The sequence below is a fragment of the Streptomyces sp. NPDC107528 genome, assembly GCF_055639295.1.
This window is the reverse complement of the sequence record NZ_JBVKAV010000009.1, coordinates 404,715-431,021: the sequence shown is the minus strand read 5'-3', so window position 1 is coordinate 431,021 and position 26,307 is coordinate 404,715. Positions and strand designations below refer to the sequence as shown.

26 protein-coding genes are annotated in these 26,307 nt (G+C 71.0%); 13 read left to right on the top strand and 13 right to left on the bottom strand.

Translation table 11 applies throughout. The features are described 5' to 3' along the window. Positions 1 to 9: 9 nt before the first annotated feature. Positions 10 to 1,053, top strand: coding sequence for a hypothetical protein (locus ACZ7L5_RS29140; protein ID WP_471520116.1), 1,044 nt, complete (start codon positions 10 to 12; stop codon positions 1,051 to 1,053). A gap of 28 nt (positions 1,054 to 1,081) precedes the next feature. Here the strand turns inward: ACZ7L5_RS29140 and ACZ7L5_RS29135 are convergent, their stop codons facing one another. Further along, positions 1,082 to 1,564: a DUF6328 family protein gene (locus ACZ7L5_RS29135; RefSeq protein ID WP_471520114.1), complete on the bottom strand. Its 483-nt coding sequence runs from the start codon at positions 1,562 to 1,564 to the stop codon at positions 1,082 to 1,084. An 85-nt stretch (positions 1,565 to 1,649) separates the two neighbouring features. Then, positions 1,650 to 2,633: an aldo/keto reductase gene (locus tag ACZ7L5_RS29130; protein WP_471520112.1), complete on the bottom strand. Its 984-nt coding sequence runs from the start codon at positions 2,631 to 2,633 to the stop codon at positions 1,650 to 1,652. Between the two features lie 137 nt (positions 2,634 to 2,770). Here ACZ7L5_RS29130 and ACZ7L5_RS29125 point away from each other — a divergent pair, with 137 nt between their 5' ends. After that, complete coding sequence (locus ACZ7L5_RS29125; protein WP_471520110.1) at positions 2,771 to 4,462, top strand: cholesterol oxidase substrate-binding domain-containing protein; 1,692 nt, start codon at positions 2,771 to 2,773, stop codon at positions 4,460 to 4,462. A gap of 4 nt (positions 4,463 to 4,466) precedes the next feature. Here the strand turns inward: ACZ7L5_RS29125 and ACZ7L5_RS29120 are convergent, their stop codons facing one another. Continuing rightward, positions 4,467 to 5,690 (bottom strand): FAD-dependent monooxygenase, encoded by a 1,224-nt coding sequence (locus ACZ7L5_RS29120; protein ID WP_471520108.1) that lies wholly within the window; start codon positions 5,688 to 5,690, stop codon positions 4,467 to 4,469. Between the two features lie 346 nt (positions 5,691 to 6,036). Between ACZ7L5_RS29120 and melC1 the strand changes: the two genes are divergently transcribed. Next, positions 6,037 to 6,459, top strand: a complete 423-nt coding sequence (gene melC1 / locus ACZ7L5_RS29115; RefSeq protein ID WP_471520106.1) for an apotyrosinase chaperone MelC1 — start codon at positions 6,037 to 6,039, stop codon at positions 6,457 to 6,459. Positions 6,460 to 6,551: 92 nt separating this feature from the next. Then, the gene (melC2, locus tag ACZ7L5_RS29110) at positions 6,552 to 7,376 is read left to right on the top strand and encodes a tyrosinase MelC2 (RefSeq protein ID WP_471520104.1); all 825 of its coding nucleotides are present in this window, start codon (positions 6,552 to 6,554) and stop codon (positions 7,374 to 7,376) included. Between the two features lie 18 nt (positions 7,377 to 7,394). Here melC2 and ACZ7L5_RS29105 read toward each other — a convergent pair whose 3' ends face one another. Continuing rightward, positions 7,395 to 8,090, bottom strand: coding sequence for a ribonuclease H family protein (locus ACZ7L5_RS29105; RefSeq protein WP_471520102.1), 696 nt, complete (start codon positions 8,088 to 8,090; stop codon positions 7,395 to 7,397). Positions 8,091 to 8,128: 38 nt separating this feature from the next. Continuing rightward, complete coding sequence (locus ACZ7L5_RS29100) at positions 8,129 to 8,932, bottom strand: VOC family protein (protein WP_471520100.1); 804 nt, start codon at positions 8,930 to 8,932, stop codon at positions 8,129 to 8,131. Between the two features lie 151 nt (positions 8,933 to 9,083). On the opposite strand from ACZ7L5_RS29100, the gene ACZ7L5_RS29095 reads away from it, so the two are divergent. From ACZ7L5_RS29095 to ACZ7L5_RS29075, 5 genes are all read left to right on the top strand, one after another. Next, positions 9,084 to 10,091 (top strand): zinc-binding alcohol dehydrogenase family protein, encoded by a 1,008-nt coding sequence (locus ACZ7L5_RS29095; RefSeq protein WP_471520210.1) that lies wholly within the window; start codon positions 9,084 to 9,086, stop codon positions 10,089 to 10,091. Between the two features lie 322 nt (positions 10,092 to 10,413). After that, positions 10,414 to 11,850: a family 2B encapsulin nanocompartment shell protein gene (locus ACZ7L5_RS29090; RefSeq protein ID WP_328883800.1), complete on the top strand. Its 1,437-nt coding sequence runs from the start codon at positions 10,414 to 10,416 to the stop codon at positions 11,848 to 11,850. 16 nt (positions 11,851 to 11,866) lie between these two features. After that, entirely contained in the window at positions 11,867 to 12,925 is a 1,059-nt protein-coding gene (locus ACZ7L5_RS29085; RefSeq protein WP_471520098.1) for a family 2 encapsulin nanocompartment cargo protein terpene cyclase, read from the top strand. A 50-nt stretch (positions 12,926 to 12,975) separates the two neighbouring features. Beyond that, positions 12,976 to 13,854: a geranyl diphosphate 2-C-methyltransferase gene (locus ACZ7L5_RS29080; protein WP_471520096.1), complete on the top strand. Its 879-nt coding sequence runs from the start codon at positions 12,976 to 12,978 to the stop codon at positions 13,852 to 13,854. A 118-nt stretch (positions 13,855 to 13,972) separates the two neighbouring features. Then, positions 13,973 to 14,893, top strand: a complete 921-nt coding sequence (locus ACZ7L5_RS29075; RefSeq protein ID WP_471520094.1) for an SGNH/GDSL hydrolase family protein — start codon at positions 13,973 to 13,975, stop codon at positions 14,891 to 14,893. 16 nt (positions 14,894 to 14,909) lie between these two features. On the opposite strand, the gene ACZ7L5_RS29070 is transcribed toward ACZ7L5_RS29075, so the two are convergent. Then, the gene (locus ACZ7L5_RS29070; RefSeq protein ID WP_471520092.1) at positions 14,910 to 15,389 is read right to left on the bottom strand and encodes a VOC family protein; all 480 of its coding nucleotides are present in this window, start codon (positions 15,387 to 15,389) and stop codon (positions 14,910 to 14,912) included. A 124-nt stretch (positions 15,390 to 15,513) separates the two neighbouring features. On the opposite strand from ACZ7L5_RS29070, the gene ACZ7L5_RS29065 reads away from it, so the two are divergent. The 3 genes from ACZ7L5_RS29065 (at position 15,514) to ACZ7L5_RS29055 (ending at position 18,095) form a co-directional block, all read left to right on the top strand. Next, positions 15,514 to 16,725: an epoxide hydrolase family protein gene (locus ACZ7L5_RS29065; RefSeq protein ID WP_471520090.1), complete on the top strand. Its 1,212-nt coding sequence runs from the start codon at positions 15,514 to 15,516 to the stop codon at positions 16,723 to 16,725. A gap of 127 nt (positions 16,726 to 16,852) precedes the next feature. After that, the gene (locus ACZ7L5_RS29060; RefSeq protein ID WP_471520088.1) at positions 16,853 to 17,491 is read left to right on the top strand and encodes an ATP-dependent Clp protease proteolytic subunit; all 639 of its coding nucleotides are present in this window, start codon (positions 16,853 to 16,855) and stop codon (positions 17,489 to 17,491) included. Position 17,492: 1 nt separating this feature from the next. Continuing rightward, a complete protein-coding gene (locus tag ACZ7L5_RS29055; RefSeq protein ID WP_471520086.1) occupies positions 17,493 to 18,095 on the top strand; it encodes a ClpP family protease in 603 nt (200 codons plus the stop codon). Positions 18,096 to 18,110: 15 nt separating this feature from the next. On the opposite strand, the gene ACZ7L5_RS29050 is transcribed toward ACZ7L5_RS29055, so the two are convergent. From ACZ7L5_RS29050 to ACZ7L5_RS29040, 3 genes are all read right to left on the bottom strand, one after another. Next, positions 18,111 to 18,560, bottom strand: a complete 450-nt coding sequence (locus ACZ7L5_RS29050) for a helix-turn-helix domain-containing protein (RefSeq protein WP_471520084.1) — start codon at positions 18,558 to 18,560, stop codon at positions 18,111 to 18,113. Between the two features lie 99 nt (positions 18,561 to 18,659). After that, complete coding sequence (locus ACZ7L5_RS29045) at positions 18,660 to 19,115, bottom strand: ATP-binding protein (protein ID WP_328883791.1); 456 nt, start codon at positions 19,113 to 19,115, stop codon at positions 18,660 to 18,662. A 98-nt stretch (positions 19,116 to 19,213) separates the two neighbouring features. Beyond that, a complete protein-coding gene (locus ACZ7L5_RS29040; protein WP_471520082.1) occupies positions 19,214 to 20,362 on the bottom strand; it encodes a DUF6777 domain-containing protein in 1,149 nt (382 codons plus the stop codon). Between the two features lie 190 nt (positions 20,363 to 20,552). On the opposite strand from ACZ7L5_RS29040, the gene ACZ7L5_RS29035 reads away from it, so the two are divergent. Continuing rightward, positions 20,553 to 21,839: a streptophobe family protein gene (locus ACZ7L5_RS29035; protein ID WP_471520080.1), complete on the top strand. Its 1,287-nt coding sequence runs from the start codon at positions 20,553 to 20,555 to the stop codon at positions 21,837 to 21,839. A gap of 31 nt (positions 21,840 to 21,870) precedes the next feature. Here the strand turns inward: ACZ7L5_RS29035 and ACZ7L5_RS29030 are convergent, their stop codons facing one another. The 4 genes from ACZ7L5_RS29030 to ACZ7L5_RS29015 all read right to left on the bottom strand — a co-directional run bounded on the left by ACZ7L5_RS29030 (position 21,871) and on the right by ACZ7L5_RS29015 (position 26,264). Continuing rightward, positions 21,871 to 22,869 carry a serine/threonine-protein kinase gene (locus ACZ7L5_RS29030; RefSeq protein ID WP_471520078.1) on the bottom strand — a complete coding sequence of 333 codons (999 nt, stop codon included), beginning with the start codon at positions 22,867 to 22,869 and terminating at the stop codon, positions 21,871 to 21,873. Further along, entirely contained in the window at positions 22,859 to 23,404 is a 546-nt protein-coding gene (locus tag ACZ7L5_RS29025) for an SH3 domain-containing protein (protein ID WP_471520076.1), read from the bottom strand. The genes ACZ7L5_RS29030 and ACZ7L5_RS29025 overlap by 11 nt, the downstream gene beginning before the upstream one ends. 10 nt (positions 23,405 to 23,414) lie before the next feature. Then, a complete protein-coding gene (locus tag ACZ7L5_RS29020) occupies positions 23,415 to 25,760 on the bottom strand; it encodes an ABC transporter ATP-binding protein/permease (RefSeq protein WP_471520074.1) in 2,346 nt (781 codons plus the stop codon). 93 nt (positions 25,761 to 25,853) lie between these two features. Further along, complete coding sequence (locus ACZ7L5_RS29015; protein ID WP_362389189.1) at positions 25,854 to 26,264, bottom strand: hypothetical protein; 411 nt, start codon at positions 26,262 to 26,264, stop codon at positions 25,854 to 25,856. Between the last annotated feature and the right edge of the window lie 43 nt (positions 26,265 to 26,307).

The window sequence follows — 26,307 nt, the reverse complement described above, 5'->3', positions numbered from 1 at the left end:
GAGTCATCCGTGACACTGGCGTTCGTCCCGCCCGAGACGTCCCCCGCGCCCCAGCCACCGTTGCCCGATCTCGTCGCGCGGGACGCGCGTGAGTTCGGCGTCTACGCGCGGACCGGAGGGTGGGCCTTCGGCCTGATGGTGGCGCGCAGCGTGCGGCCCGGCGGGCAGAGCGCGGGCGAGACGCCGAAGGTGTCCGCGAAGGAGTTCGCCGAACTCGCCGGGTGCTCCGCCGACCGCGTCATGCGCTACTACAAGGCCTGGGACCGCGCCGCCGACGACGGTCTCGTCCCGCACTTCGAGACGCTCACGCCGGGCCAGGAAGTGGAGCTGCCCGACGCCGACGTGTGGCTCGGCTACTACGTCTCCCGCAACAGCGCCACCTCGGAGCGGGGCACCGCCATCACCGAGGCCGCCGAGGCCGAGGGCATCCGCCCGACGAAGGCGCTGGAGGTCGCCGAGAACCCCACCGCGCTGCGCGCCGCGATCCTCGCCGACCCCTCGACCGCCCGCGCGGCCCGCCAGGCGCTCCTCGACCGGGTCCGCGAGGACCCCGATCTGCAGGCCGAGTTGGCGCGGGACGTCGTCCGTACCGACGACCTCAAGAAGGCCGTCGCCACCGAGAGCCGGGCGGCCGACCGGATCGGCTACGTCCGTCAGATCGCGGAGTCCGGCCAGATCAGGACCCCGGCCGGGCAGACCGTGGACGCGCCCGTCGACGTGCGCCAGGAGGCCGAGCGGCACCTGTCGCTCATCGACGAGCTGGAGGACGAGCAGGACACCGGCGAGTGGGCCACCGAGGCCTACGACACCATGAAGTCCCTCGTCGCCGAGACGGTGGAGGCCGATCCCGAGCTGCGCGTGCAGGAGCGGCGAACGAAGTTCTACAGCAGCCTGCAGCGGGCGACGAAGGTCTTCGAGGAGCTGACCTTCGACGATGTGCAGGAGTTCGTCGAGGACGACATGGTCCAGCAACTGGAGGAGCTCCAGCAGGCCATCAGCACGTGCATCACCGCCCTGCGCGGGGCCCGGTCGGGCCCCGGGCGGGAGCAGTAGCCGCTCACCTCTGCGGGGCGCCGCCGCTTCACTCCGTGTGGCGGCGGCGGGCCCACAGCGGCAGCACGAACCAGCACAGCAGGTACCAGACGACCACGCCCGTGACCAGCCAGGGAACGTAGTCGTCGTGGGTGGCGACCCGCAGGATGAGCAGGAGCGAGGACGCCGTCGTGGCGAGGAGCAGGAGCAGGCCGACCAGGGTCAGCCGGGAGGCCCACTGCACGGCATGCTGTTTGATGCGTCGCCCCGACACCAAACGGTGCAGGGAGACCGGACCGATCAGGGCTCCGGTGGCGGTGGCACCCAGCACGACCGTCACGATGTAGATCGTCTGGTCGGTGTCGCTCAGCGTGTCGTACTTCGTCGTGAAGACGACGGTGAGCAGGAAGCCGAACAGGATCTGGACGCCCATCTGGGCCACCCGGACCTCTTGGAGGAGGTCGGTCCACATTCGGTCGGCCCGCTCCTCCTCGCTCTCGTCGCGCCCCGTCCGTCTTTCATGCTCAGTCATGCGCTACGAGTAACCGAAGCGTCCAGCGCTCAAACGGCGTGGTTCCGGGAGCAGTCGGGTAGCCACCGCCACCGGCGCGCCGCTGCTACCAGCGTCCCGCCACCTGGTCCTGGATCCGCCGGTCGTAGAGGTCCCGGATCGCGGAGAGGGTGTCCCCGGACAGCTCCGGCAGCGCGGCGGCGGTCGCGTTGGCGCGAGCCTGCTCGGGTGTGCGGGCGCCGGGGATCACGGTGGTCACACCCGGCTGCTGGATGATCCAGCGCAGCGCCAGCTGGGCCGGCGTGTAGCCCACCGGCGCGAGGTCGGCGAACTCTGCGGCGGCCTCGACGCCGGTGGCGTAGTCGACCCCCGAGAAGGTTTCGCCCTGGTCGAAGGACTCGCCGTGCCGGTTGTACGTGCGGTGGTCGTTCGCTGCGAAGACGGTGTCCTTGGTGTACTTGCCCGACAACAGGCCGGAGGCCAGCGGAACCCGGGCGATGATGCCGACGCCGGCCTCGTGCGCGGCGGGCAGCACCTCGCGCAGGGGCTTCATGCGGAACGGGTTGAGAATGATCTGCACGCTCGCGACACCCGGGCGGGCGATCGCGGTCAGCGCCTCCTCACAGGTCTCCACGCTGACGCCGTACCGGGCGATGCGCTCCTCCGCGACCAGGGTGTCGAGGGCGTCGAACACCTCGTCCGTCGAGTAGACGGGGGTGGGCGGGCAGTGCAGCTGGACCAGGTCGAGGCGGTCGACGCCGAGGTTGCGCCGTGAACGGTCGTTCCAGGTGCGGAAGTTGTCGAGGACGTAGTTCTCGGGGATCTGGTCGACCCGGCGGCCCATCTTGGTCGCCACGAAGATGTCGAGCTCGGGCCTGGCGCGCAGGAACGTGGCGATGGTCTGCTCGCTGCGCCCGTCGCCGTACACGTCGGCCGTGTCGAAGAAGGTCACTCCCGACTCGACCGCTGCCTCCAGCACCGCCAGGGCTTCCTTGTCGTCGACGTCTCCCCAGTCGGCGCCCAGCTGCCACGTACCGAGACCGACGACGGATGCCCGCTGACCCGACCTACCGATTACACGCTCGTCCATGGCGTCAGTGTGTCACTCGTCATCCCTGTGCGCGGAACAGGCCCCTCCGCCTCGTTACCTGTGAATCCATCACTCACACGGGTGAATCAATTCGACAGGCAGGCGGTGTCTGTCAAGGCGGTCCCTAGCGTGAGCCCGTGACCGACGACTTCAGCCGCAGGGGCTTCCTGCGCACGGCAGCCGCCCTGACCGCCGTACCGACTCTGCTGCCGGCGGATCCGGCCGCCGCGGCACAGGAGTTGCCCGACTTCCCGGCCGACGTGGCGCTCCACCGCTCGGCGTACCGCAACTGGGTGGGCGAGATCACCGCCGACGGCCTGTGGGCCTGCACACCGGCCCGCCCGGAGCAGGCGGTCGCCGTCGTCAACTGGGCCTGGCGGCACGGCTGGAGAGTGCGCGCCCGGGGCGCCTCGCACGGCTGGTCGCCCCTGACGATCACGCAGGGCACCCCGTCGGACGCGCCGGTCCTCCTCGTCGACACCGCCGCCCATCTCACCGGCCTGTCCGTGGAGTCGCCGACGACCGTGCGCGCCGGCACCGGCGTCACCCTGGAGGCCCTGCTCACCCGCCTCGAGGAACACGGTCTCGGCATCACCGCCGTGCCCGCGCCCGGCAACCTCACCCTGGGCGGCGCCCTGGCCGTCGACGCGCACGGCACCGCCGTACCGGCGCGCGGCGAACAGCGGCTGCCCGGGCACACGTACGGTTCGCTGAGCAATCTCGTACTGTCGCTGACGGCGGTCGTCTGGGACGACGCCAGGGGCGCGTACGTGCTGCGGACGTACGGCCGTGACGAGGCGGACTGTGCCGCTCTGCTGGCCCATCTCGGGCGCTCCCTGGTGACCGAGGTCGTGCTGCGCGTGGGCGCGAACACCGACCTTCGCTGCGTCAGCCGTACGGACATCCCGGCGCGCGAGCTCTTCGCCGCGCCCGGCACCGACGGACGCACCCTCGCGAGTCACCTGGACCGGGCCGGGCGGGTCGAGGCGATCTGGTTCGCCTTCACCGAGTTCCCGTGGCTGAAGGTGTGGAGCGTCTCCCCCACCCGGCCGCCGGTCTCGCGGCGCGTGACGAGGCCGTACAACTACCCGTTCTCCGACAGCGTCCCGACTCCGGTCGCGGACCTGGTGGGGCACATCGTGTCGGACGGGGCCTGGTATCTGGCGCCGGTGCTCGGCAACGCGCAGTACGACGTGGCCGCGCTCGGACTGGTGGCGACGCTGTCGGCGGACATCTGGGGGCCGTCGAAGAACACGCTGCTGTATCTGCGGCCGACGACGCTGCGGATCGCCACGAACGGCTACGCGGTGCTCACCGGCCGGGCGCAAGTACAGCGCGTCGTGGCCGAGTTCACGGCCTTCTACCGGGAGCGTCTGGCAGCGTACGCCGACCGGGGGCAGTTCCCCGTCAACGGGTCGGTGGAGATCCGGGTGACCGGTCTCGACGATCCGGCCGACGCCGGCCTGGACGGGGCGCGGACCCCGCTGCTGTCGGCACTCCGTCCGCGCGACGACCGTCCCGAATGGGACACCGCCGTCTGGCTGAACATCCTGACGCTGCCCGGAACGCCGTACGCGGAGGCCTTCCTGAGCCAGATCGAACGGTTCCTGCTGCGCACCTTCGACGGCGAGTACGCCATGACCCGCGTCGAGTGGTCGAAGGGCTGGGCCTATACGAAGGAGGCCGCGTGGAGCGACGGGGAGGTGCTGGGCACGGTCGTACCGGGCACCTTCGGGGAGGGCGTGTGGGGCGAGGCTTCCGGCGTCCTGGACCGCCTCGACCCGCACGGCGTGTTCGGCAACGCGTTCCTCGACCGGCTGTTCCGGTGAGGCCCTAGGTGCGGGACGCCAGGGCCCTGGCGTGCACGGTGCGTGCGACCTTCGGTCCGAGCCAGCGCTTGAGGCGGCGCATGGCCTCCAGTTGCCCTGCGGCCCGGTCGATCTTGTAGTACAGCTGCGGTGGCAGATGTGGCAGCAGGGGTGAGTGTCGCTGGCCGAGCAGGGCGAACATCTGGTCCGGGGGCAGCTGGAGGTAGCGGGGCAGGTTCTCGTACCACTGGGCGCTGTAGCGGGCCGCGCTCTGAATGGACAACAGGGCCTGCTTGCGCTCCCGTTCGTAGTGGGCGAGCGCCTCCGGGAGGACGGGGTGCTCGTGCAGCGCGTCGGCGAGGGCGATGGCGTCCTCCAGGGCGAGGGTGGTGCCGGCCCCGATGGAGTAGTGGGTGGTGTGGGCGGCGTCGCCGAGCAGGACGAGGTTGTCGCGGTGCCAGGTGCGGTTGTCGAAGGTGCGGAAGGGCCGCCACCGGTCGCTTCCGTCGGGGCCTGAGCGCCCGATGAGGGGGTGGCCGTCGAGGACGCCGGCGAAGAGCTTCTCCAGCAGAGCCAGTCCGTCGGCCTCGCTCGCGGTGTCGAAGCCCAGGCCGGTCCAGGTCTCCGGGGCGCATTCGACGACGCAGGTGCTGGCATCCGGGCCGGAGCCCTTGCCGTAGCCGTAGCCGTAACACCAGATCCAGCCGTGGGCGGTCTCGACGAAGGCGAAGGTGAACGCGTCGAAGACCTTGCTGGTGCCGAGCCAGAGGTAGCGGTTGCGCCCGGCTCTGGCCTGGGTACCGAAGTGGTCGGCGTACTGGGTGCGCAGGGAGCTGTGGACGCCGTCACCCGCGACGATCAGGTCGGCGGCGGGAAGGTTCTCCGGCGTGATCTCGTGCTCGTAGTCCAGCCGTACGCCCAGGGCCCGGGCGCGTTCGGCGAGGATCTCCAGCAGCCGGTGGCGGCCGATGCCGTGCCCCGAGTCGCTCGGCCGACGGGCCGTCACGCCCCGGACGTGGGCGACGCCTTCGTCCCAGCGGACCGAGCTCTCCTCGATGGCGCGAGCGGACACGGGGTCGCGCTCGTACAGCTTGACGAGCAGTCCGCGCCAGTACGTGACACCCCAGCCGTAGGTGGTGCCCTCCGGATTGCGCTCGTGGACGGTGATGTCGTGCGACGGGTCCCGCAGCTTCAGCAGGATCGAGAGGTAGAGGCCGGCGGGCCCGCCACCGACACAGGCGATATTCACACATACCCCTTGAAAATACTCAAATCGGCCATATCTGCTCGGCAGAGTAGCAGGACGGACACCCCATCCCGCGGCATTGCTGATCGCGCCACTTTCCGCGCGTGAGGTGGGCCACGCGCGCGGGCTCCGCCGGCGAAGGACCATCCGGAACGCGATCTACCGGGGGAGGAATTTCCCGTTCCGGGGCTTCGCGGTCACCATCGCGGCAAGATCACCTTCATTCAACCTTGCACGACATGTAGTTACTTGTCCGGATCGGGGCCAACCACTGCCGAGCGATTTCTTCCGCTCTCGTCCGGCCCGATAAGCATGCGGAGTCCCAGCCGAACGAACTCAGGAGGTCCGCATGCCGGAACTCAGCCGTCGCCGTGCGCTCACCGCCGCGGCCGCCCTCGCCACCGTGGCCGGTGTCCAGACGGTCACCGCCCCCACCGCCACCACCGCGTCCGCCACCCCGGCCGGGTCCACCGCGCCGACCGGGTCCACCGGCGGGCACGACCACCATGCCTCGACCCCGACGCCCTTCGACGAGGTCTACAAGGGCCGCCGGATACAGGGCGGGCCGGCCTCGGGCGGCGGTCACGCTCACCACGGCGGCGGATACGCCGTGCTCGTCGACGAGGTGGAACTGCATGTGATGCGCAACGCCGACGGCAGCTGGATCAGCGTCGTCAGCCACTACGACCCGGTGCCCACGCCGCGCGCCGCGGCCCGCGCCGCCGTGGACGAACTCCAGGGCGCCGCGCTCCTCCCCTTCCCCACCGGCTGACCTGCCGACCGAAGTACCGGCCGACCGCCGACAGGGCGGCCGTCCATCGATCAACTGCCTAGCCCCACCCGCACTTTGGAGCACCAGCGACCATGACCGTCCGTAAGAACCAGGCCCTGCTCACCGCCGACGAGAAGCGGCGATTCGTCTCCGCGCTCCTGGAGCTGAAGCGCAGCGGCCGCTACGACGAGTTCGTCACGACCCACAACGCCTTCATCGTCGGCGACACCGACAACGGCGAGCGCACCGGACACCGTTCACCGTCCTTTCTGCCCTGGCACCGCAGATTCCTGCTCGAGTTCGAGCGCGCGCTGCAGGAGGTGGACGCCTCGGTCGCGCTGCCGTACTGGGACTGGAGCAGCGACCGCTCGATACGGTCCTCGCTGTGGGCGCCCGACTTCCTCGGCGGCACCGGGCGCAGCCGCGACGGACAGGTGATGGACGGGCCGTTCGCGGCGTCGACCGGCAACTGGCAGATCAATGTGCGCGTCGACGGGCGTACGTTTCTGCGCCGGGCGCTCGGCGCCGGCGTCCGTGAGCTGCCGACGCAGGCCGAGGTGGAGTCCGTGCTCGCCATGCCGACGTATGACATGGCGCCCTGGAACAGCGGTTCGGACGGCTTCCGCAACCACCTGGAGGGCTGGCGCGGCGTCAATCTGCACAACCGGGTGCATGTGTGGGTCGGCGGGCAGATGGCGACCGGCGCGTCGCCCAACGACCCGGTGTTCTGGCTGCACCACGCCTACATCGACAAGCTGTGGGCGGACTGGCAGCGCCGGCACCCCGGCTCCACTTATCTGCCGGCCGCCGGGACGCCCAACGTGATCGACCTGGGCGACACGATGAAGCCGTGGAACGACGTACGCCCCGCGGACCTGCTGGACCACACCGCGCACTACACGTTCGACGCGGCCTGAGCCCCGCAGGGCTCGTCGTCACGCCTCGGCGGTCCGGCACTCCGGGTGGCCCCAGCCCTGCGGGTTCTTGGCGATGGACTCGCCCGCCGCATAGCCTCGACCGCAGAGGCAGCGGCCGGGGAACTTGGCCTTGATGGTGCGCGAGGAGCTGCCGTTCTTCCGGGGCGCGGCAGCCTTGCGGCGCGGGGCTGCCTTGGCCTTGGGGGTGCCCGGGGAGGACGGCGGCTCCGGTGAGCCGAGCCCGCTGCCCGCGGACTCCTGCACGGTGGCGGCCTGGCTGGCGGCGCGGTCGGCGAAGTCGTTCAGGGGGTCGCCGTCGACCTGGTGGGCGGGGACGTAGCGGAACTCGACCGTGCGGCCGTCGAGGAGTTCGTCGATGCGTACGACCAGTTCCTGGTTGGAGACCGGCTTTCCGGCGGCCGTCTTCCAGCCGTTGCGCTTCCAGCCCGGCAGCCAGGTGGTGACGGCCTTCATGGCGTACTGCGAGTCCATGCGGATCTCCAGCGGTACGTCCGGGTCGGTCGCGGTGAGCAGCTGTTCCAGGGCGGTGAGCTCCGCGACGTTGTTGGTGGCCTTGCCGAGCGGTCCCGCCTCCCAGCGGGCCGGGGTCTCCGTTTCGTCGGCGACGACCCAGGCCCAGCCCGCCGGTCCCGGGTTTCCCTTGGAAGCCCCGTCGCACGCGGCCACTACACGTTCAAGCATGTGCCCGATCATGCCATGGGCGGGCCGGGTGCCCGGAATCGCGGAGTCGGTCAGGAGACGTCGCTGAGCTCGGGCATGTCGCCCTCGGTCGTGCCGGTGTCGATCACCGAGAAGTTCGCGCCCTGCGGGTCGCTCAGCGCCGCGAACCGGCCGAAGGGGCTGGTCATCGGGCCGAAGCGCAGGGTTCCGCCGAGTTTGGTGGCCTTGGCGACGGCGTCGTCGCAGTCGGGGACGTTGAAGTAGACGTTGATCCACGGCGGGATGTCGGGCGGGAAGTCGGACGTCATCTTCATCCGGCCCAGGGCCATGTTGTCCTTGCCGAGGGTGTAGAGCCGGAAGTCCATCTCCCCGTCTTCCATCTGCTGCTGCCCATAGCCGAATACGGCGGGGAAGAAGGCGTCGGACTTCTCCGGCTCGCGGGTGAAGATCTCCGACCAGCACAAGGCGCCGTGCTGATCCATCTCCGTCTCGAAGCCCTTGTGGGTGCCGGGCTGCCAGACACCGAAGACGACACCGCCGGGGTCCCGGGCCAGGCACATGCTGCCGAACTCGCCGACCGCCATCGGCTCCATCAGGACCTCGCCGCCGTTCTCACGGATCTTGGCGGCGCTCGCGCCTGCGTCGGAGGAGGCGAAGTAGAGGCACCACTGCGACTGGCCCTCCTGGCCGGGCATCGGCGGCACCACCGCGGCGGCCGCCTTGCCGTTCGCGTAGGCCTGGGTGTAGTTGCCGAACTCCGTCGACTCCTCGCCGAAGGTCCAGCCCAGGACGTCGCCGTAGAAGCTCTTTGCTCCCTCGACATCACTGAACATCGCGTCGGCCCAGATCGGCGTTCCTTCAGGTTTCACGGCCATGGTCGCGGCCCTCTCCCGGATCGGTGAGTTGTCCGGATTCTTACGCTAGTCACCCGGCCCTCCGGCCGCGCGCCGAATGCCCGGTTCCGCTCCAGACTGGGGGTGGACGGCAGCCGGTCGACGAACGGGACACGGTATGGCGGACGGGACGATGCGCGCGTGGTCGGTGGTCGAGCCGGGGCCGGTCGAGTCGGGGTCCCTGCGGCCGGTCGAGAAGCCGGTGCCGGTGCCGGGGGACGACGAGCTGCTCGTGCGGGTGCGGGCGTGCGGGGTGTGCCGCACGGATCTGCACGTCGCCGAGGGTGATCTGGAGGTGCACCGGCCGGGTGTGACGCCGGGGCACGAGGTCGTCGGCGAGGTCGCGGGGTTCGGGGCGGCCGTGAGGGGCTTCGGCGTCGGGGAGCGGGTGGGGGTCGCCTGGCTGCGGCGGACCGACGGGTCGTGCGGCTACTGCGCGCGGGGCGCCGAGAACCTGTGCCCGGCCTCGGCGTACACCGGCTGGGACGCCGACGGCGGGTACGCCGAGTACACGACCGTGCCGGCCGCGTTCGCGTACCGCCTGCCCGCCGGCCTGGACGACGTGTCGTGCGCGCCGCTGCTGTGCGCCGGGATCATCGGGTATCGCGCCCTGCGACGCGCTGCGCTGCCACCGGGCGGGCGGCTCGGGCTGTACGGCTTCGGGGGCAGTGCCCATCTGTGCGCGCAGGTGGCGATGGCCGAGGGCGCCACGGTCCACGTCCTCACGCGCGGGGCGGCCGCGCGGCAGCTGGCGCTCGATCTGGGCGCCGCCTCGGCGCGCGACGCGCAGGAGATGCCGCCCGAGCCGCTGGACAGCGCGATCCTGTTCGCGCCGGTCGGCGAGCTGGTCCCGGTCGCGCTGCGCGCCCTCGACCGGGGCGGCACCCTGGCCGTCGCGGGCATCCACCTCTCCGACGTCCCGGCACTGCACTACGAGACCGAGCTGTTCTACGAGAGACAGCTGCGCAGCGTCACCTCCAACACGCGCGCGGACGGCCGTGAGTTCCTGGCACTCGCCGCCGAGCACTCCGTGCGCGCCACGACGCACACGTATCCGCTCGCCCGGGCGGACGAGGCACTGCGGGATCTCAGGGCCGGGCGCTTCGACGGAGCGGCCGTACTGGTGAACGACGTCTCTTGAGCCTCGTGCGGCCCGCGCGCCGGACGGGACACGAAGTGCGAGAGCCCGCAGGTCGCGCGCCCCGCGCGCCCGCACGTCGGGCCGAACGCGACCGGCGTGCAGGCACATGCGCGTGTGCCCTCTGCTTCCAGGGAGAGTTTGCACCACCCAGGTGATCAAACCGCCCCCTTCACGCCGTACCGACCCCACCACCTGCGCTGTTTGGCTTGTCCCTGCGGCGCGTGCGGCTCACCAGTGCCACTGGGCAGCCCTCATCACGCGCCCGCGGTTGCCGTCGTCACCGACCACTTCGCTCACGCCCGATCACCCTCTAGGGAGATACGTGTCCGTACCCGACAGCGCCACGGAACCCGCCACCGACGACTCCGGCCCCTCCGCCGACGGACAACTCACCAGTCTCAGCACCCATGCAGCGCGCCAACTCACCACGACCACCAAGTCCGAACCGCAGATGCAGGCCATCTCCTCGCGATGGCTGCTGAAGATGCTGCCGTGGGTGGACGTCAAGGGCGGTACCTACCGGGTCAACCGGCGTCTCCAGCTGCGCGTGGGCCGTGGCCGGGTGCAGTTCGAGCAGAACGGCGCCGACGACATCAAGGTCATCCCGCAGACGCTCACCGAACTGCCCACCCTGCGCGGCTACTCCGACATCGATGTCCTCAAGGAGATCGCGAGCCGTTTCCGGGTGCGCGAGGTCCGGGCCGGCCAGGTGCTCGTCGCGGCCGGGCAGTCGGTCACGGAGGCCTTTCTCGTCGTGCACGGCCGCTTCACCCGCTTCACCGAGGGCAAGTACGGCGAGGAGGAGATCCTCGGGGTCGTCACCGACGGCGACCAGCTCGGCGACGAGGCCATCGGCCAGTCCGAGCCGCTGTGGCGGAGCTCGGTGCGCGCGGAGACGGCGGGCGTACTGCTGGCGCTCCCCTGGTCCGTGGTCGCGGAGATCGTCGACCGGGTGCCGTCCCTCGCGGCGCACCTGGAGGCGTACGGCGAACGCCAGAAGCTGCCCATGAACCGCAAGGGCGAGGCCCACGTTCCGGTGCAGGCCGGCCACACCGGCGAGCCGACGATCGACGGCGGCTACGTCGACTACGAACTCTCGCCGCGCGAGTACGAGTTGTCCCTCACCCAGACCGTGCTGCGCGTGCACACCCGGGTGGCCGACCTCTTCAACGACCCGATGAACCAGACCGAACAGCAACTCCGCCTCACTATCGAGGAGATCCGCGAACGGCAGGAGTGGGAGCTGGTCAACAACCGGGAGTTCGGGCTGCTGGCCAACGCCGACCACGGGCAGCGCGTCAGCACCTTCACGGGGCCGCCGACCCCCGACGACATGGACGAACTGCTGTCGATGCGCCGCAAGACCAAGTTGTTCATCGCCCATCCGAAGGCGATCTCGGCCTTCTTCCGGCAGTGCAACCGGCGTGGTCTGGTGCCGGGCACGGCGAACGTCGACGGGCACGAGATCCCCGCCTGGCGGGGTGTGCCGATCTTCCCGTGCAACAAGATCCCGATCAGCCCGCAGCACACCAGCAGCATCATCGCGCTGCGCACCGGGGAGGGCGACCAGGGCGCCGTCGGGCTGTATCAGACGGGCATTCCGGAGGAGTACCAGCCGGGCCTGAACGTGCGGTTCATGGGCATCGACGCCAACTCGATCATGCGCTACCTGGTCACCGCCTACTACTCGATGGCGATCCTCGTCCCCGACGCGGTCGGGATCCTGGAGAACGCCCAGATCGGCCGGACGGCCGAGTGACCGCGTGGAGCACCCGATGAGCACGTCCTCCCCCGTCTCCGGCTTCGCACTGCCGGGACCGCCGAACATCGCGAGCTCGTTCGGCACCCAGCGGCGCACCGGGGCGATTCCCGGGCTCCGGTACCGGCAGGTGGCCCCCGCCGACCCCGTGACGGCCGCGGAGGTCGACCGCAGGCTGGAGGAGTGGGCCCGGCATCTCGATCTGTTCCCCGAGGCGTGGAAGGGAGACTTCTCGGGGTTCCAGTTCGGGCGGGCCGTGGTGCTCCAGCATCCTCAGGCGCTCGATCTGGAACGTCTGACTGCCGCGGGCGAGTTGCTGCTCGCCGAGAACGTCGTCGATTCCTGCTACTGCGAGGAGGACGAGGGCCGGGGCGGAGCGCGCAGGGGCCTCGGGGGCAGGCTGATCATGGCCCAGTCGGCGCTCGACCCGTACCACGGCATTCCCGAGCTGGAGGAACAGTGGCGGCACGGCGTGCGGGCCGACGGTCCACTGCGCTCGTACCACTTCGCCCTCCAGGACTACGCCGCCTTCGCCACGCCGAGCCAGACCGACCGCTTCGTCCACGACATCGCCCGGCTGCACCTGGGCTATCTCGCCGAGGCCGCCTGGGCGGAGACCCGGTATGTCCCGCAGGTCTGGGAGTACCTGGTGATGCGGCAGTTCAACAACTTCCGCCCCTGTCTGTCAATCGTGGACGCCGTGGACGGCTACGAACTGCCCGAGGCGGTCTACGCCCGCCCCGAGATCCAGCGGATCACGGCGCTCGCCTGCAACGCCACCACGATCGTCAACGACCTGTACTCCTTCACCAAGGAGCTGGCGAGCGATCCCGACCATCTGAACCTGCCGCAGGTCATCGCCGCGAACGAGCACTGCGGGCTGAAGGCCGCCTACCTCAAGGCCGTCGAGATCCACAACCGGATCATGGAGGCGTTCGAGGAGGAGTCGGCCCTGCTGTCCGTCACCTCGCCGCTCGTCGAGCGGTACGCCCGGGGCCTGTCCGACTGGGTTGCCGGCAACCACGAGTGGCACTCCACCAACACCCACCGCTACCACCTGCCCAACTACTGGTAAAGCGCGATCGAATGACAGAGCGTCACAAGTACCGGCACAAGGAGTCACCGTTGACCATCGCCCCCGACGCCGGCACCAAGGCAGCATCGGTGCCGACCCAGTCCACGTACCAGACCCGCGTCGCGGACTACTGGAACGCCGAGGAGAACCCGGTCAACCTCGAACTCGGAAAGCTCGACGACCTCTACCACCATCACTACGGCATCGGAGCCGCCGACCGCTCCGTGCTCGACGAACGCGACCCGGACCTGCGGCGGGAGCGCATCACCACCGAACTGCACCGGCTGGAGCACGCCCAGGCCGAACTGCTCGCCGACCGGCTCGGCCCCCTCTCCCCCAACGATCGGGTCTTCGACGCCGGTTGCGGGCGCGGCGGCGGCAGCGTCACGGCGCATCTGCGGTACGGCTGTCACGCCGACGGCGTCACCATCTCGCAGAAACAGGCGGAGTTCGCGAACGCCCAGGCCCGCAAGCGGGGCATCGACGGCCGGGTGCGCTACCACCACCGCAACATGCTCGACACCGGGCTGCAGACCGGGGCGTACGCGGCCTCCTGGAACAACGAGTCGACCATGTACGTCGAGCTCGACCTGCTGTTCGCCGAACACGCCCGGCTGCTGCGCCGCGGCGGCCGCTACGTGACCATCACCGGCTGCTACAACGACACCTACGGGCGAGCCTCGCGAGAGGTGTCCCTGATCAACGCCCACTACATCTGCGACATCCACCCACGCTCGGAGTACTTCCGCGCCATGGCCCGCAACCGGCTCGTCCCGGTGCATGTGGAGGATCTCACCGAGGCGACCATGCCCTACTGGGAACTGCGCCGTGAGGCCGAGCACCTGGTGACGGGCATCGAGGACACGTTCCTGACCGCGTACCGCAACGGCAGTTTCCAGTACCTGCTGATCGCGGCGGACCGCGTCTGACCGACCGTCGGGCTCGCGTCGGCCATGGGTGGGCCATGGCCGACGCGAGTCTTCCGCCTTGGGCCCGGCTGTGCTTGCCTGGGGAACCGTTTTCGCTGCCCGGGGCGGGAGTTGCCGTATGCGCAGGCCGTGGATCGTGGGGCTACTGCTGGCCGCCGTGCTGCTCGGCGCGTGCGGGGATCCGGCGTCCGGGCCGGAGGCGCCGCCTCCGCACGCACCGCAGGCGTCGGTGACCACGCAACAGCGGAAGCCGGCCTCGCCGAGCACCGGCACCGGCGCCGACACCGACAAGAAGGCCCCTGCGAAGGCGCCCGCCGTGCTGTACCTGGGCGACTCCCTCGCCATGGAGGCGCAGGACGTGCTCGGGCAGGAACTGCGCCGCGAGCTGGGGGCGACGTTCACGAGCGCCCCCTATTCGGGAACGACCCTGTGCGACTACCTGGAGGGCACCGGCGAACGGTCCCTCGTGCCGGTCGCGGACAAGGCGGCCGCCCTGGTGCGCAAGCTGCGGCCGGACTTCGTGGTGCTGCAGTTCTGGGGGAACGCGTGGGGCTACACGCCGTGCATGGACGGGATCACCCATGACGCCTCGCCCGGGAAGTACTTCAAGCGGTACGAGGCCGACCTGAAGCGGCTCACCGACCAGATCGCCGCGGCCGGTGAGGCACGGATCGTCTGGGTGCTGCAGGGCCCGGACCCGATTACCCCCGACCGGGTCCGGCGCGTCAACGCCCTCTACGAGTTGCGGGCCGGTGCCTCGGGCGGCCTGCTCGCCGACGCGGGCAAGGCGCTGAGCGCGGCCGGGGCCCGTCACTCCTGGGTCCAGTACCTGCCGTGCACGGCGTACGAGCGCGAGCACGCCGAGTACTGCACCCAGCCGGACCGCGACCGGACCGCCCTGCACCGCGACGACGACTACCTGCATTTCTGTCTGGCACCGACGACCTCGAAGCCGAGGCCGTGCCCGGTCCGCTCGCCCGGGATCCTGCGGATCGCCCGGGAGATCACCCGAGCGATCGGCACCGCCACCGTCGGCTGACGGCGGGGCCGGTTCACTATCCGACGTAGGCCTTCTCCAGAGCGGCGATGTCGAACTTGCCCATCTCCATGAAGGCCTTGGTCACGCGGGCCGCCTTCGCCGGGTCCGGGTCGGTGACCATGGCATCGAGGCTGTCCGGGACGACCTGCCAGGACAGCCCGAACCTGTCCTTGAGCCAGCCGCAGGGGCCGGGCTCGCCGCCGCCCTCGATGAGCTTCTCCCAGTAGTAGTCGATCTCCTGCTGGTTCTCGCAGAAGATCATGAAGGAGGTCGCCTCGGTGAACTTGAACTGGGGGCCGCCGTTGAGCGCGAGGAACTTGTGACCGTTGGCCGTGAACTCGACGGTCATGACGGAGCCGGCCGGCTGCATCGCGCCCTCGGGGTAGCGCGCGACCTTGCCGATGCCGGAGTTCTTGAACACGGAGACGTAGAAGTTGGCGGCCTCCTCGGCCTGGCCGTCGTACCAGAGACACGTGGTGAATCCGTCGGTTGCCATGGGTACCTCCTGGGCGTGCGGAACGCTGTCACCTGTACCGACCGATCCTCGCCCCGGAACTCATCGGTCGCGCGGCCGGATAATCCACATGGCCGTTACACCGTTCGGAACTAGCATCGCCGTCATGACGCCTTCGTCCGCCGCCCACGGCATCCACCCCTTCCGTATCGACATTCCGCAGAGCGACCTGGACGACCTGCACGACCGCCTGGACCGCACCCGGTGGCCCGACGAGCTGCCCGGGGTCGGATGGGCCTACGGCGTGCCGTCGGAGTACCTGCGCGAGCTGGTGCGGCACTGGCGGCACGAGTACGACTGGCGGGCGGCGGAGGCGCGGCTGAACGAGTGGCCGCAGTTCACGACCGAGATCGACGGCGCGCATGTGCACTTCGCACACATCCGCTCGCCCGAGCCCGACGCAACCCCGCTGATCGTCACGCACGGCTGGCCGGGTTCGATCGTGGAATTCCTGAACATCATCGGTCCGTTGACGGACCCGGCGGCGCACGGGGGTGATCCCGCCGACGCCTTCCACGTGGTCCTGCCGAGCATTCCCGGATTCGGGTTCTCCGGCCCGACGCACGAGACCGGCTGGGAGGCGCGTCGCATCGCCGACGCGTGGGTCGAGCTGATGACACGCCTCGGCTACGAGCGGTTCGGCGCCCAGGGCGGCGACTGGGGCGCGGGAATCTCCCGCGAGCTGGGCCGCGTCCACGCCGACCGGGTCATCGGCATCCACCTCAATCTCCTGCCCGGCGCGCAGGCGTCCACCGAGCCGACTGCCGAGGAGCTGGCGGCGCTGAGCCCCGAGGAGCGGGAGCGGACGCTCACCTCCTGGCGGCGGTGGGCCCAGTGGCTCCGCGGATCGACGGGCTACTTCCACGTGCAGTCCACCCGGCCGCAGACCCTGTCGTACGCGCTCACGGACTCGCCGGTCGGCCAACTCGCCTGGATCGTCGAGAAGTTCCAGGAGTGGACCGACTCCGAGCAGCTGCCCGAGGAGGCCGTCGACCGGGACCAGATGCTCACCAACGTGATGCTGTACTGGCTGACGGGCACGGCGGGATCGTCGGCCCGGGTGTACTACGAGCGCGCCCATGCCCAGGGTGACCGGGTGGCCGCACAGCACGAGCCCTCGACCGCCCCGACCGCGGTGGCGTCCTTCTTCGGCGACCCGCAGATCCCCCTGCGGCACAAGGCGGAGCGGACGGAGAACATCGTGCGCTGGACGGAGTTCGACCGGGGCGGGCACTTCGCGGCGATGGAGGAGCCGGAGCTGCTGGTGGGGGACGTACGGGCGTTCTTCCGGCAGCTGCGCGAGAAGGGCGACGGCTGACGCGGCAGAGGCCTGGGCCGCCCGCTCTGCCGGTAGCGAATCTGCCGCGGGCAGAGAAACCGCATTCCGGCGTCGTCCGAGGTCAAGAGTGGAGTCGAAGGCATTCCCGCCACCACGAGGAGAACCGATGACTCCACTCACCACGCTCGCGCCGCGGGCCGAGGAGGGCGACACCGCGCCCACCCGCTTCGACGACCAGTTGGCCGCCCAGCTCCTCGGCCAGCGCATCGTCCTGCTGGGCACCCAGGTCGACGAGGTCTCCGCGAACCGGGTCTGCGCCCAACTGCTGATCCTGTCCGCGGAGGACCCGCGCACCGACATCAGCCTGTACATCAACAGCCCGGGCGGCTCCGTGCACGCGGGCCTGGCCATCTACGACACGATGCGGCTGATCCCGAACGACGTCGCGACGCTCGCCATGGGCTTTGCGGCCAGCATGGGCCAGTTCCTGCTGAGCGTCGGCAGCGCGGGCAAGCGGTACGCGCTGCCGAACGCGCGGATCATGATGCACCAGCCGTCGGCGGGCATCGGCGGTACCACCGCGGACATCGAGATCCAGGCGGAGAACCTGGAGTTCACGAAGGGGACCATCGAGCGGATCACCGCCGAGCACACCGGCCAGAGCCCGGAGACCATCTCCCGGGACGGCGACCGCGACCGCTGGTTCACGGCCGAGGAGGCCAGGGAGTACGGCATGGTGGACCAGGTCGTGGAGTCCCTCGCGGACGTCCGCCCGGCCGCCTCCAAGCGACGGATGGGGCTGTGACATGGGCAACTACACGATTCCGTACGTCGTCGAGCGGACCGCGCACGGCGAGCGGTCCTCCGACGTGTTCAGCCGGCTGCTGTCGGAGCGGATCATCTTCCTCGGTACGGAGATCGACGACGGCGTCGCCAACGTCGTCATCGCGCAACTCCTGCATCTGGAGTCGTCGGCTCCGGAGAACGAGATCGCGATCTACCTCAACTCCCCCGGCGGCTCGTTCACTTCGCTGATGGCGATCTACGACACGATGACCTACGTGCAGGCGCCGATCTCGACCTTCTGCGTCGGCCAGGCGGCTTCCACTGCGGCCGTCCTGCTGGCCGGAGGGGATCCGGGGCGGCGGTTCGTGCTGGAGCACGCGCGCGTGCTGCTCGGGCAGCCCGCCACCGGCGGCAGCCGGGGCACGGTGTCCGACCTCGCCCTCCAGGCCAAGGAGATGGTCCGGATCCGCTCGCAGGTCGAGGAGGTGCTGGCGCGGCACACCCACCACGACATCGCGACCCTGCGGGCGGACATGGACCGCGACAAGGTGTTCACCGCCGAGGAGGCCGTGGCGTACGGCCTCGCCGACGAGGTGGTGACTCGGCGCCTCTTGCGGGTCTGAGGCGCCGGCGCGACCTCACGCCGCGAGGCACATCCCGTCGTACCGTGAACCGGCCCTGGTGCGGCTGCCGGTGGGGGCACGGCGGGCGGTGAGCCGGAGGAGCTCGCCCTGCGCCTGCGACAACAGGTCGCCGAGGCCGAGTCCGAGGGCGTGGGCGGCGGCCGCGAGGACCTCCGAGGAAGCCTCCTTGCGGCCGCGCTCCACCTCCGAGAGGTACGGCATGGAGATCCGGGCCGCGTCGGCCACGTCCTTCAAGGTGCGTTCCTGGGCGAGGCGCTCGCGGCGCAGCACGTCGCCGACCAGGTCGCGCCACAGGGGTTCCTTGGGTGCCGGGGCGGGCGGTGTGGCGGCGGGCGCGGATGCCGGGGTGGCAGGGCGTTCGGACGCGGGGCGGGTCGTTCCCGGGCGCGCGGCCGGCGGGCGCAGGGGAATGACGCGGGCTTCGTTCGGCGCTGGTTTGCTCACTCTCCCAGCCTATGAGCGTGCGACGGCAGGGGAAGGGACCGGCGTTCTGCCCTGGGGGAAATCGCGGCTACGAACCGGCACGGAACTCCCGATCGCCGGTCACTCGTCGGCCAGTCGCAGCACCGCCCGCACCAGCTTGCCGACCGGCACCCGTTCCACGGCGACTTCGGCGGCCAGCGCATGGACGATCTCCAGTCCGTGCCGGCCCACCCGCTGCGGGTCCTTGGGATAGCGGCGAGGCAGGGCGGCGCTGCTGTCGTACACGCAGACCGTCACCGCGTCGTCGGTGCCCTCCAGATCCAGGATGTACGGGCCGTTGCTGTGCCGGTCGGCGTTGGTGACGAGTTCGCTGACCACCAACAGCACCTTGTCCTCGTCCGGCTGCCCGATCGTGGCGCACCACTCGGTCCTGAGCCGCCCGAGGAACAGCGCCGCGAAGGACCGCGCCTCGGCGATGCATCCCGGTTCACCGCTGTAGTGCGCCGCCCGCCGAAGCGGTTCCACGGGCACGTCGAAACCAGTCGGAATCACTGCCCCGTCCACGTGCTCGATCATGCGTTTCTCTCTCGGAAGCCGGCCCGGCCGGACGCTGCTGCACCAGTCCTGTTACCCAGAGAGGGGCCGCGCAGTCCCCGTGCAGGTCGCGCCGTACGTCACAGCGGTGGCGACTGCGACGTGCCCTCCGCGGGCGCCGACCCGGACGTCGCGGTCGTGTCCTCGTCCGGCGGCGGGGCCGGGGGCTCGGGCGACTCGGGCTCGGTCGTCGGGGGTTCGGGGGGCGAGCTCTCCGGAGTGGACGATTCCGGGGTCGATGTCGGCGGGCTGGACGGGGAAGTCGGCGACGTCGGCGTCGACACGCTCACCGACGGGGAGGGCTTCGCCGGTCGGTCGGTCTTCTTGTCCTTGTCGCCGTCGTCGCCGCGCTCGCGGGCGACCCACTCGTCGCGCTCGTCGTCGAAGATGACGAACACGTTGATGACCGTCGTGGAGGGCACGACCACGACGACGTTCGAGGAGCGGTAGGACGGCCAGGAGTCTCCCGTCCGTTTGAGCGTGCCCTGCTGGGCGACCGGCGGGGTCAGCGGGTTGCCGCAGGCGCAGCGCACCCGGGGCACCCCGCGGTCGTCGACCAGCACCGCCGTGCCGCTCTGGAGCACGGCTTGGTACCGGGTGGCGGCGCCGTCGCGGTAGCCGTGGTTGGTGACACGGGTGTCCAAGCGCAGCTGGACGGGCGTGAGCGCGCGCAGATATGCGGGGACATCGTCGGCGTCGACGCGCGCGACCGACGCGAACGCCCTGTTCTTGTCCGGGGCCGCCCGGAGGTACTGGATCTGCTTCTCTACGTCGCACGCGGCGGTGCTGCGGGTGCCGCCGTACAGGCCGGGCGCGCCGCCGTCCACTCCGCGTACCGCGTTCGACGGCGCCGACTCGGTGGCCTGGGTGGGGGTGGCGGGCGGGGCGGAGCTGTCCGTGGCCGTGGACTCGGTGAACGGGTCGGGTCCGGTCTTGCCGGCTGCCTGGAGGAAGACCTCCCCGTCGGCGCTCGTCCCGGTGCCGCCGTCGCCGCCGTCACCGCGGGAGAGGACGACGGCGAGAATCACGGCGGCCACGACCACGACGGCGATCGCCGCGATGCGGGGCGCGGACCGCCACCAAGGGCGGCGCGGTTCGGGGCCGGGTGCTCCGGTGCCGCCGGTCGGCGGGGGCTGCGAGGGCGGGCCGGAGGGCGGCTGGGAAGGACCCGACAGGGGGCCCGAGGGCGGTCCTGTGGGGCGGCCGGACGACGGAGGTTCGACGCTCACGAAGCCTTCTTCCCAGCGTGGCAGGTGGTGCTTTCGCCGCGCACTCGCCGCACACCTTTATCGCTTTTGTCGCTCTTGTCGCTTCTCTACGGCGATCCCATTCTGTGCTCCGGTGCCGCGCCGCCCGCAAGCCGACGCGGACGGACCTCCTGGCGGGCGGGGCGCCGAGGCGCTGCTTAGCGTGGGCAGGGTGAGCTCGCCGACCCCTTCCCGAACGGCCCCGGCCGCCCATGGCTGGGTGCAGGCCTTGGTCGCGGTCCTGGCCGGGCTGGTGGCGATGGGGGTGGTCGCCACGCTCGGGCTGTGGGCGGCCGGGGCCGCAGACCTCCCGGACAACGCCTTCCCCCGCGTCGTCGCGGCGACCGTCGTCACGGCGGTCGGCGGCACGATCGAGCTCTCGGGGAACGCCGGAGGGCTGGCCGAGTCCGACGCCGGGCTGACTGTGATCCCGCTGTCCGTCACGCTCGCCGGTGCGCTCGTCCTGGCCGCCGGTTTCCTGCGTCCGCTGCGGCACCGTGCGGTCGCCGGAGCTTGGGAGCTGGCCGGCTGGGCCGCAAGGATCGCCGCGCTGTGGCTCGTCGCGCTCCTGGCGCTGGCCCTGGCCGCCAGCCAGACGTTCTCCCTCTCCCTGCGCGACCTCGGGGAGGACGCACTCGGCGACCTCGGCGACCTGTTCGGCATCTCGCCCGAGGTCGGCTTCACCACCCACATCCCGGCGACCTTGTTCTTCGGCCTGCTGTGGCTGGCGGGCGTGCTGGTACTTGCCCTGCTGGTCTCGCGCGGGGCTCCGCTGCCCGGCCGGCTGCTGCGCTTCCAGGAGTCGGTGCGGCCGGCCGCGTACGCCATGGTGGCGCTGCTGCTCGCGTACGTCGTGCTGGGTGTCGTCATCGGCCTGGTCGTGGCGGCGACGCGCGGACACGCGGCCGAGACGTTCGCGGTGCTCCTGCTCGGTCTGCCGAACGTGGTGTGGCTCGCCCTGACGATCGGGCTCGGCGCGACCTGGAACGGCCGGGTGGACGGGCCGTTCGGGCTGCCCATGCCCCATGTGCTCGACGAGGTGCTGCGCGGCCGTCAGGCGGCAGAGCTGAATCTGGGCACGCTCGCCGAGCACGACGGCCGGGTGTGGTGGCTGGTCGTCGTCGACGCGGTCCTGCTGCTGGCTGCCGCGTTTGTGATGGCGAGGCGTTCGCCGGCCCGGATACGCGCCTGGCAGCATGCCGTGCACATGGCGGTCGCGCTGGCGCTGACGGTGCTGATGATCTGCCTCGTCGGCCGGACGTCCGCACACTACGGCCTGTCGGTGCTGGGCATCGGTGACCTCGGCGGGGATCTCGGCGGCGAGTTGTTCCTGCGGCCCGAGGTGTGGGGCGCCATCGGCCTGGCACTGCTGTGGGGGCTGGTCACCGGGTTCCTCGGTGGGCTGCTGGCGAAGCGGATGCGGCACCGGGGCGAGGTGCCGCCGCGCGTGGAGGGATGATCGGCCACACCGGTGACCACACCGGTGCCGGTCACCGCCGGAAGACCGGCTCGGCCCAGCGGGGCGGTGGTCTCGGCTCGTCCTTCGGGGACTTCTGCGCCCGCTCCACGACCCTCAGGTCCACCTCCGTCGGCGTGTGCCCCTGTTCCGCACCGCCCGCGACCGCGGCGCGCAGGTCGGCGACGAAGGCGAGACAGGAGTCCTGCCGGTCGTCGGGGCTCTTGGCCAGCGCCTTGGCGAACACGGCGTCGACGGCCGGGGCGAGGTCCGGGCGCGCCTCGGTCAGGGGCGGTGGCTGGTCGTACTGGTGGGCCCACAGCAGGGCCATGTCGTTGTCCCGGCGCAGGGGCGGGTGGCCGGCCAGGCACTCGTAGACCACGCAGGCGAAACCGTAGACGTCGCAGCGGGCGTCGACCGGTTTGCCCGAGATCTGCTCCGGGGCCACGTAGTCGAGGGTGCCGACGAACTGGCCGACGGTCGTGAAGCCGGTCAGGGACAGCGACTTCTTCGTCAGGCCGAAGTCGGTGAGGTACACGTGCTCGGGGTGATCGCTGTCGGTGCCGCGCGCGACGAGGATGTTGCCCGGTTTCACGTCCCGGTGGACCAGGCCGTGATCGTGCGCCGCGTCGAGGGCGGAGGCGACCTGGGCGGCGATGCGCAGAGCCGTCGGGGGCGTCAAGGGACCCTGGCGGTCGAGGAGATGGCGCAGGTCGCTGCCTGAGACGTAGCGCATGGCGATGTACAGGACGCCGTCCGTCTCGCCCGCCTCGAAGACCGGCACGATGTGCGGATGGTCGATCGCGGCGGCGGCCCGGGACTCGTGGGTGAAGCGGCGCCGGAAGGTGTCGTTGCGGGAGAGTTCGGGGGCGAGGAGCTTGAGGGCGACGGTGCGGTCGAGGCGGAGGTCGAGGGCGCGGTAGACCACCGCCATGCCGCCGCGGCCGATCTCGCGCTCGATGCGGTAGCCCGCGATCTCCCGGCCGATCAGTTCGGAGGGGCGGCCGGAGAAGAGGCTCGTGTCACGGACCATCGGGGGTCACGACCTGGGTCGGGGCATGGCCGGGGTCCGTGGCGACGCGGGGGCCGTCGTCGGTGGCGTACGTGCTCAGGCGGGTGCCGTCCGCGTACACCCAGCGGCCGTGCTCGGCGTCATAGAGCCACAGGGACTCCCCGTCGACGACCACCCCCATGCGCAGCCCCGACGTGCGGACGCCGAAGGACTCGCCGTCCAGGCCGCCGGCCGCGAGGTCCTCGACCGCGGACCGGTACCCGGCCAGCACCTGCTCGACTCGGGCGAGCAGCGGGCGCGGGTCCACGGCAGTGGTGAGAGGTCCGGCGTCGGCGGTGGGCGGGTCCTGCGGGACGGCGACCAGGTGGCGGCCGTCGACCCAGGCCGACCAGCCGTTGGCGCACAGGATGTGCCCCCAGTCGCCCTGCCGTTCGAGGAGCTGGACCGGCAGGAGCGCGTCCAGGGGGACGGTGGGCCGGGCTGGGTCAGGTGCCTCCCAGGCGGGCATGCCGTGCTGGGGGACGACGTGGGTGGGCCGGAAGCCGGGGGACGTCATGGGCGCTCGCCTACTTCCGCATGACGACGGGTTCGCGGCGGCGCAGCAGCCGGGAGACGACGTAGCCGAAGACCGCGGAGAGCACGACGAGCATGGCCACGTTGAGCAGCCACACGCCGGCCGAGTGCTTGAACAGCGGGTCCCCGGTCAGGTCGCCGGGGACCAGCCGGGACAGCTCCAAGGTGCCGGCCATCGCGCCGAGCGCCCACCGTGAGGGCACGACCCAGGAGAGCTGCTCCAGGCCGGGTACGCCGTGGAGCTTGAGCAGGGCTCCGCAGAAGACGACCTGGACGATGGCGAGCAGCACCAGCAGCGGCATCGTCACCTCTTCCTTGCGCACCAGGGCGGAGACGACCAGGCCGAGCATCATCGCGGTGAAGGCCAGCAGGGCGACGGCGACGGTGATCTCGACGAGCGGCGGCATCAACACGCCCTCGCCGCCGGGGGCGTTGAGGTCCACGCCGAGCAGGGCCACCAGAGTCAGGACGACCGCCTGGAGCACGGTGATCGTCCCCAGGACCACCACCTTGGACATCAGGTACGCCGATCTGGACAGGCCGACGGCGCGCTCCCGCCGGTAGATGACGCGCTCCTTGACGAGCTCGCGCACGGCGTTCGCGGCGCCCGTCAGAACGCCGCCGACGCACAGGATGAGCAGCGCGTTCATCGCCGTCTCCTGGGTCAGCCTGCTGCCGGCCAGGGCGCGGGCCATCGCGCCCATCACGAACGGCAGGGCGATCATGATCGCGAGGAAGGTGCGGTCGGCGGCGAGCGCGGTGGCGTAGCGGCGGATCAGCGTGCCGAGCTGGGCACCGCGGCTGCGCGGCCGAGGCGGGCGGGCGATCACGACCGGGCCGGTGCGGGGCTGCCGGGGCTGGCCGGTCGCGTCGGCAATGTACTGCCGGTGGAAGAGCGAGCTGCGGTAGTCGCCCGCCCAGTCCCGCTCCTGGTCGCGCTCGAACGCCTCGAAGGCCTCCGGCCAGTGCTCGAACCCGAAGAAGAGCAGAGCCTCCTCGGGCGGGCCGTAGTAGGCGATGCGTCCGCCGGGGGCAAGGACGAGGAGCCGGTCGCAGATGTCGAGGCTGAGCACGCTGTGGGTGACGACGATGACGGTGCGGCCGTCGTCGGCCAGGCCGCGCAGCATGTTCATCACCGAGCGGTCCATTCCGGGGTCGAGCCCGGAGGTCGGCTCGTCGAGGAACAGCAGCGACGGCTTGGTCAGCAGTTCAAGGGCGACGCTGACGCGTTTGCGCTGCCCGCCGGAGAGGCTGTGCACGGGCTGCCCTGCGCGCTGCTCCAGACCCAGCTCGTGGATCACCTCGTCGACCCGGGCCCGGCGCTCGGCCTTGGCGGTGTCCTGGGGGAAGCGCAGCTCGGCGGCGTAGGACAGGGCGCTGCGGACGGTGAGTTGTGCGTGCAGGATGTCGTCCTGCGGGACCAGGCCGATGCGCTGGCGCAGCTCGGCGTAGTCGCGGTAGAGGTCGCGGCCGTCGTAGAGCACGGTGCCGTGGTCGGCGGGGCGCTGGCCGGTGAGGGCGTTGAGAAGTGTGGATTTCCCGGCGCCGCTGGGGCCGACGACGGCGAGCAGGCACTTCTCCCCCACCGGGAAGGAGACATGGTCGAGGAGGGTCTTGCGGCCGTGGTCGACGGCGACCGCGAGGTCCTGCACCTCCAGGGAGACCTCGCCGGTGTCGACGTACTCCTGCAGCTGGTCCCCGACCAGGCAGAACGCGGAGTGTCCGATGCCGACGATGTCGCCGGGGCCGATCGGGGCGGTGGTGACCGGACTGCCGTTGAGGTAGGTGCGGTTGTGGCTGCCCAGGTCGGCGATCTCGTACGTCCCGTCGGCCAGGGCGTGCAGTTCGGCGTGGTGGCGGGAGACGACCAGGTCGTCGATGACCAGGTCGTTGTCGGCGGCGCGGCCGATGCGGACGGTGCGGGTGGGCAGGGGCCGCACGGAGGTGGGCCGGCGGAAGGTGCCGGTGAGGCCGGGCACGGCGATCGCCGAGGGGTGTTCCGGCGCGGCGGGCGGGCCCGGGCGGTCCAGCAGCACCGCGCGGGGGCCGTCGGACGGGTTGCCGAAGCGGATGACGGTACCGGGCCCCACGTCCCACTCGCGGATGCGGTGACCTTCGGTGTAGGTGCCGTTCGTGCTGTTCTCGTCCGCGAGGGTCCAGTGGTCGGCGCCGGGCCGCAGTACCGCGTGGTGCCAGGAGACGCGGGCGTCATCGATGACGACGTCGCTGAGCGGGTCGCGTCCGACGCGGTAGTCACGGCCGGGGGTCATCACGGTGGAGCCCGACTCGGTCTCCAGGACCAGTACGGGCGCAGTCGGTGCGACCGGCCGCTCCGCCATGCGAGGATTCTATCGATCTGCCCAGGTATGCGCTGCCTGCGCGCGCTGCGTCCGCCTGTGCTGAGGGCGAGTTCCTTCGGCAGCGGGGGAGGTTCAGGCGACGGGCACGACCAGCGTCGGGGCGGTCCGCTGCATCCGCAGGGCGTCGATCGACTCGGCGAGCAGTTCGTATTCGGTGGTCTCGTCGCTCACGGCGATCCGTACCAGTCGTCCGGCCGCCAACTCGTCGGCGACCAGCTCTTGTTGATCGTCATCGCCGCACCATGCGCGCAGCACGGCCGGCACGTCGGGCACATTGTCCGCGACCGGGACGAGCGCATTCGGAGGGAAGTGCTCGGCGTCCGGTCGCGGGTCTAATCGCTGGGCGATCCACGAGGCGCGGTCACGTAACCACCACAGCGCGAGGGCCAGGGTGGGTGCCCGGTAGGTTCCCAGGGGTACCCCGATGCGCCGGCCGCCGCAGACGCCGTATGCGGTGACATGGCACAGGAACTCGTCGTGCACGTGACCTCCCCCGTGTTGCCGTGTTCGCCTCTCGGCGGACCTC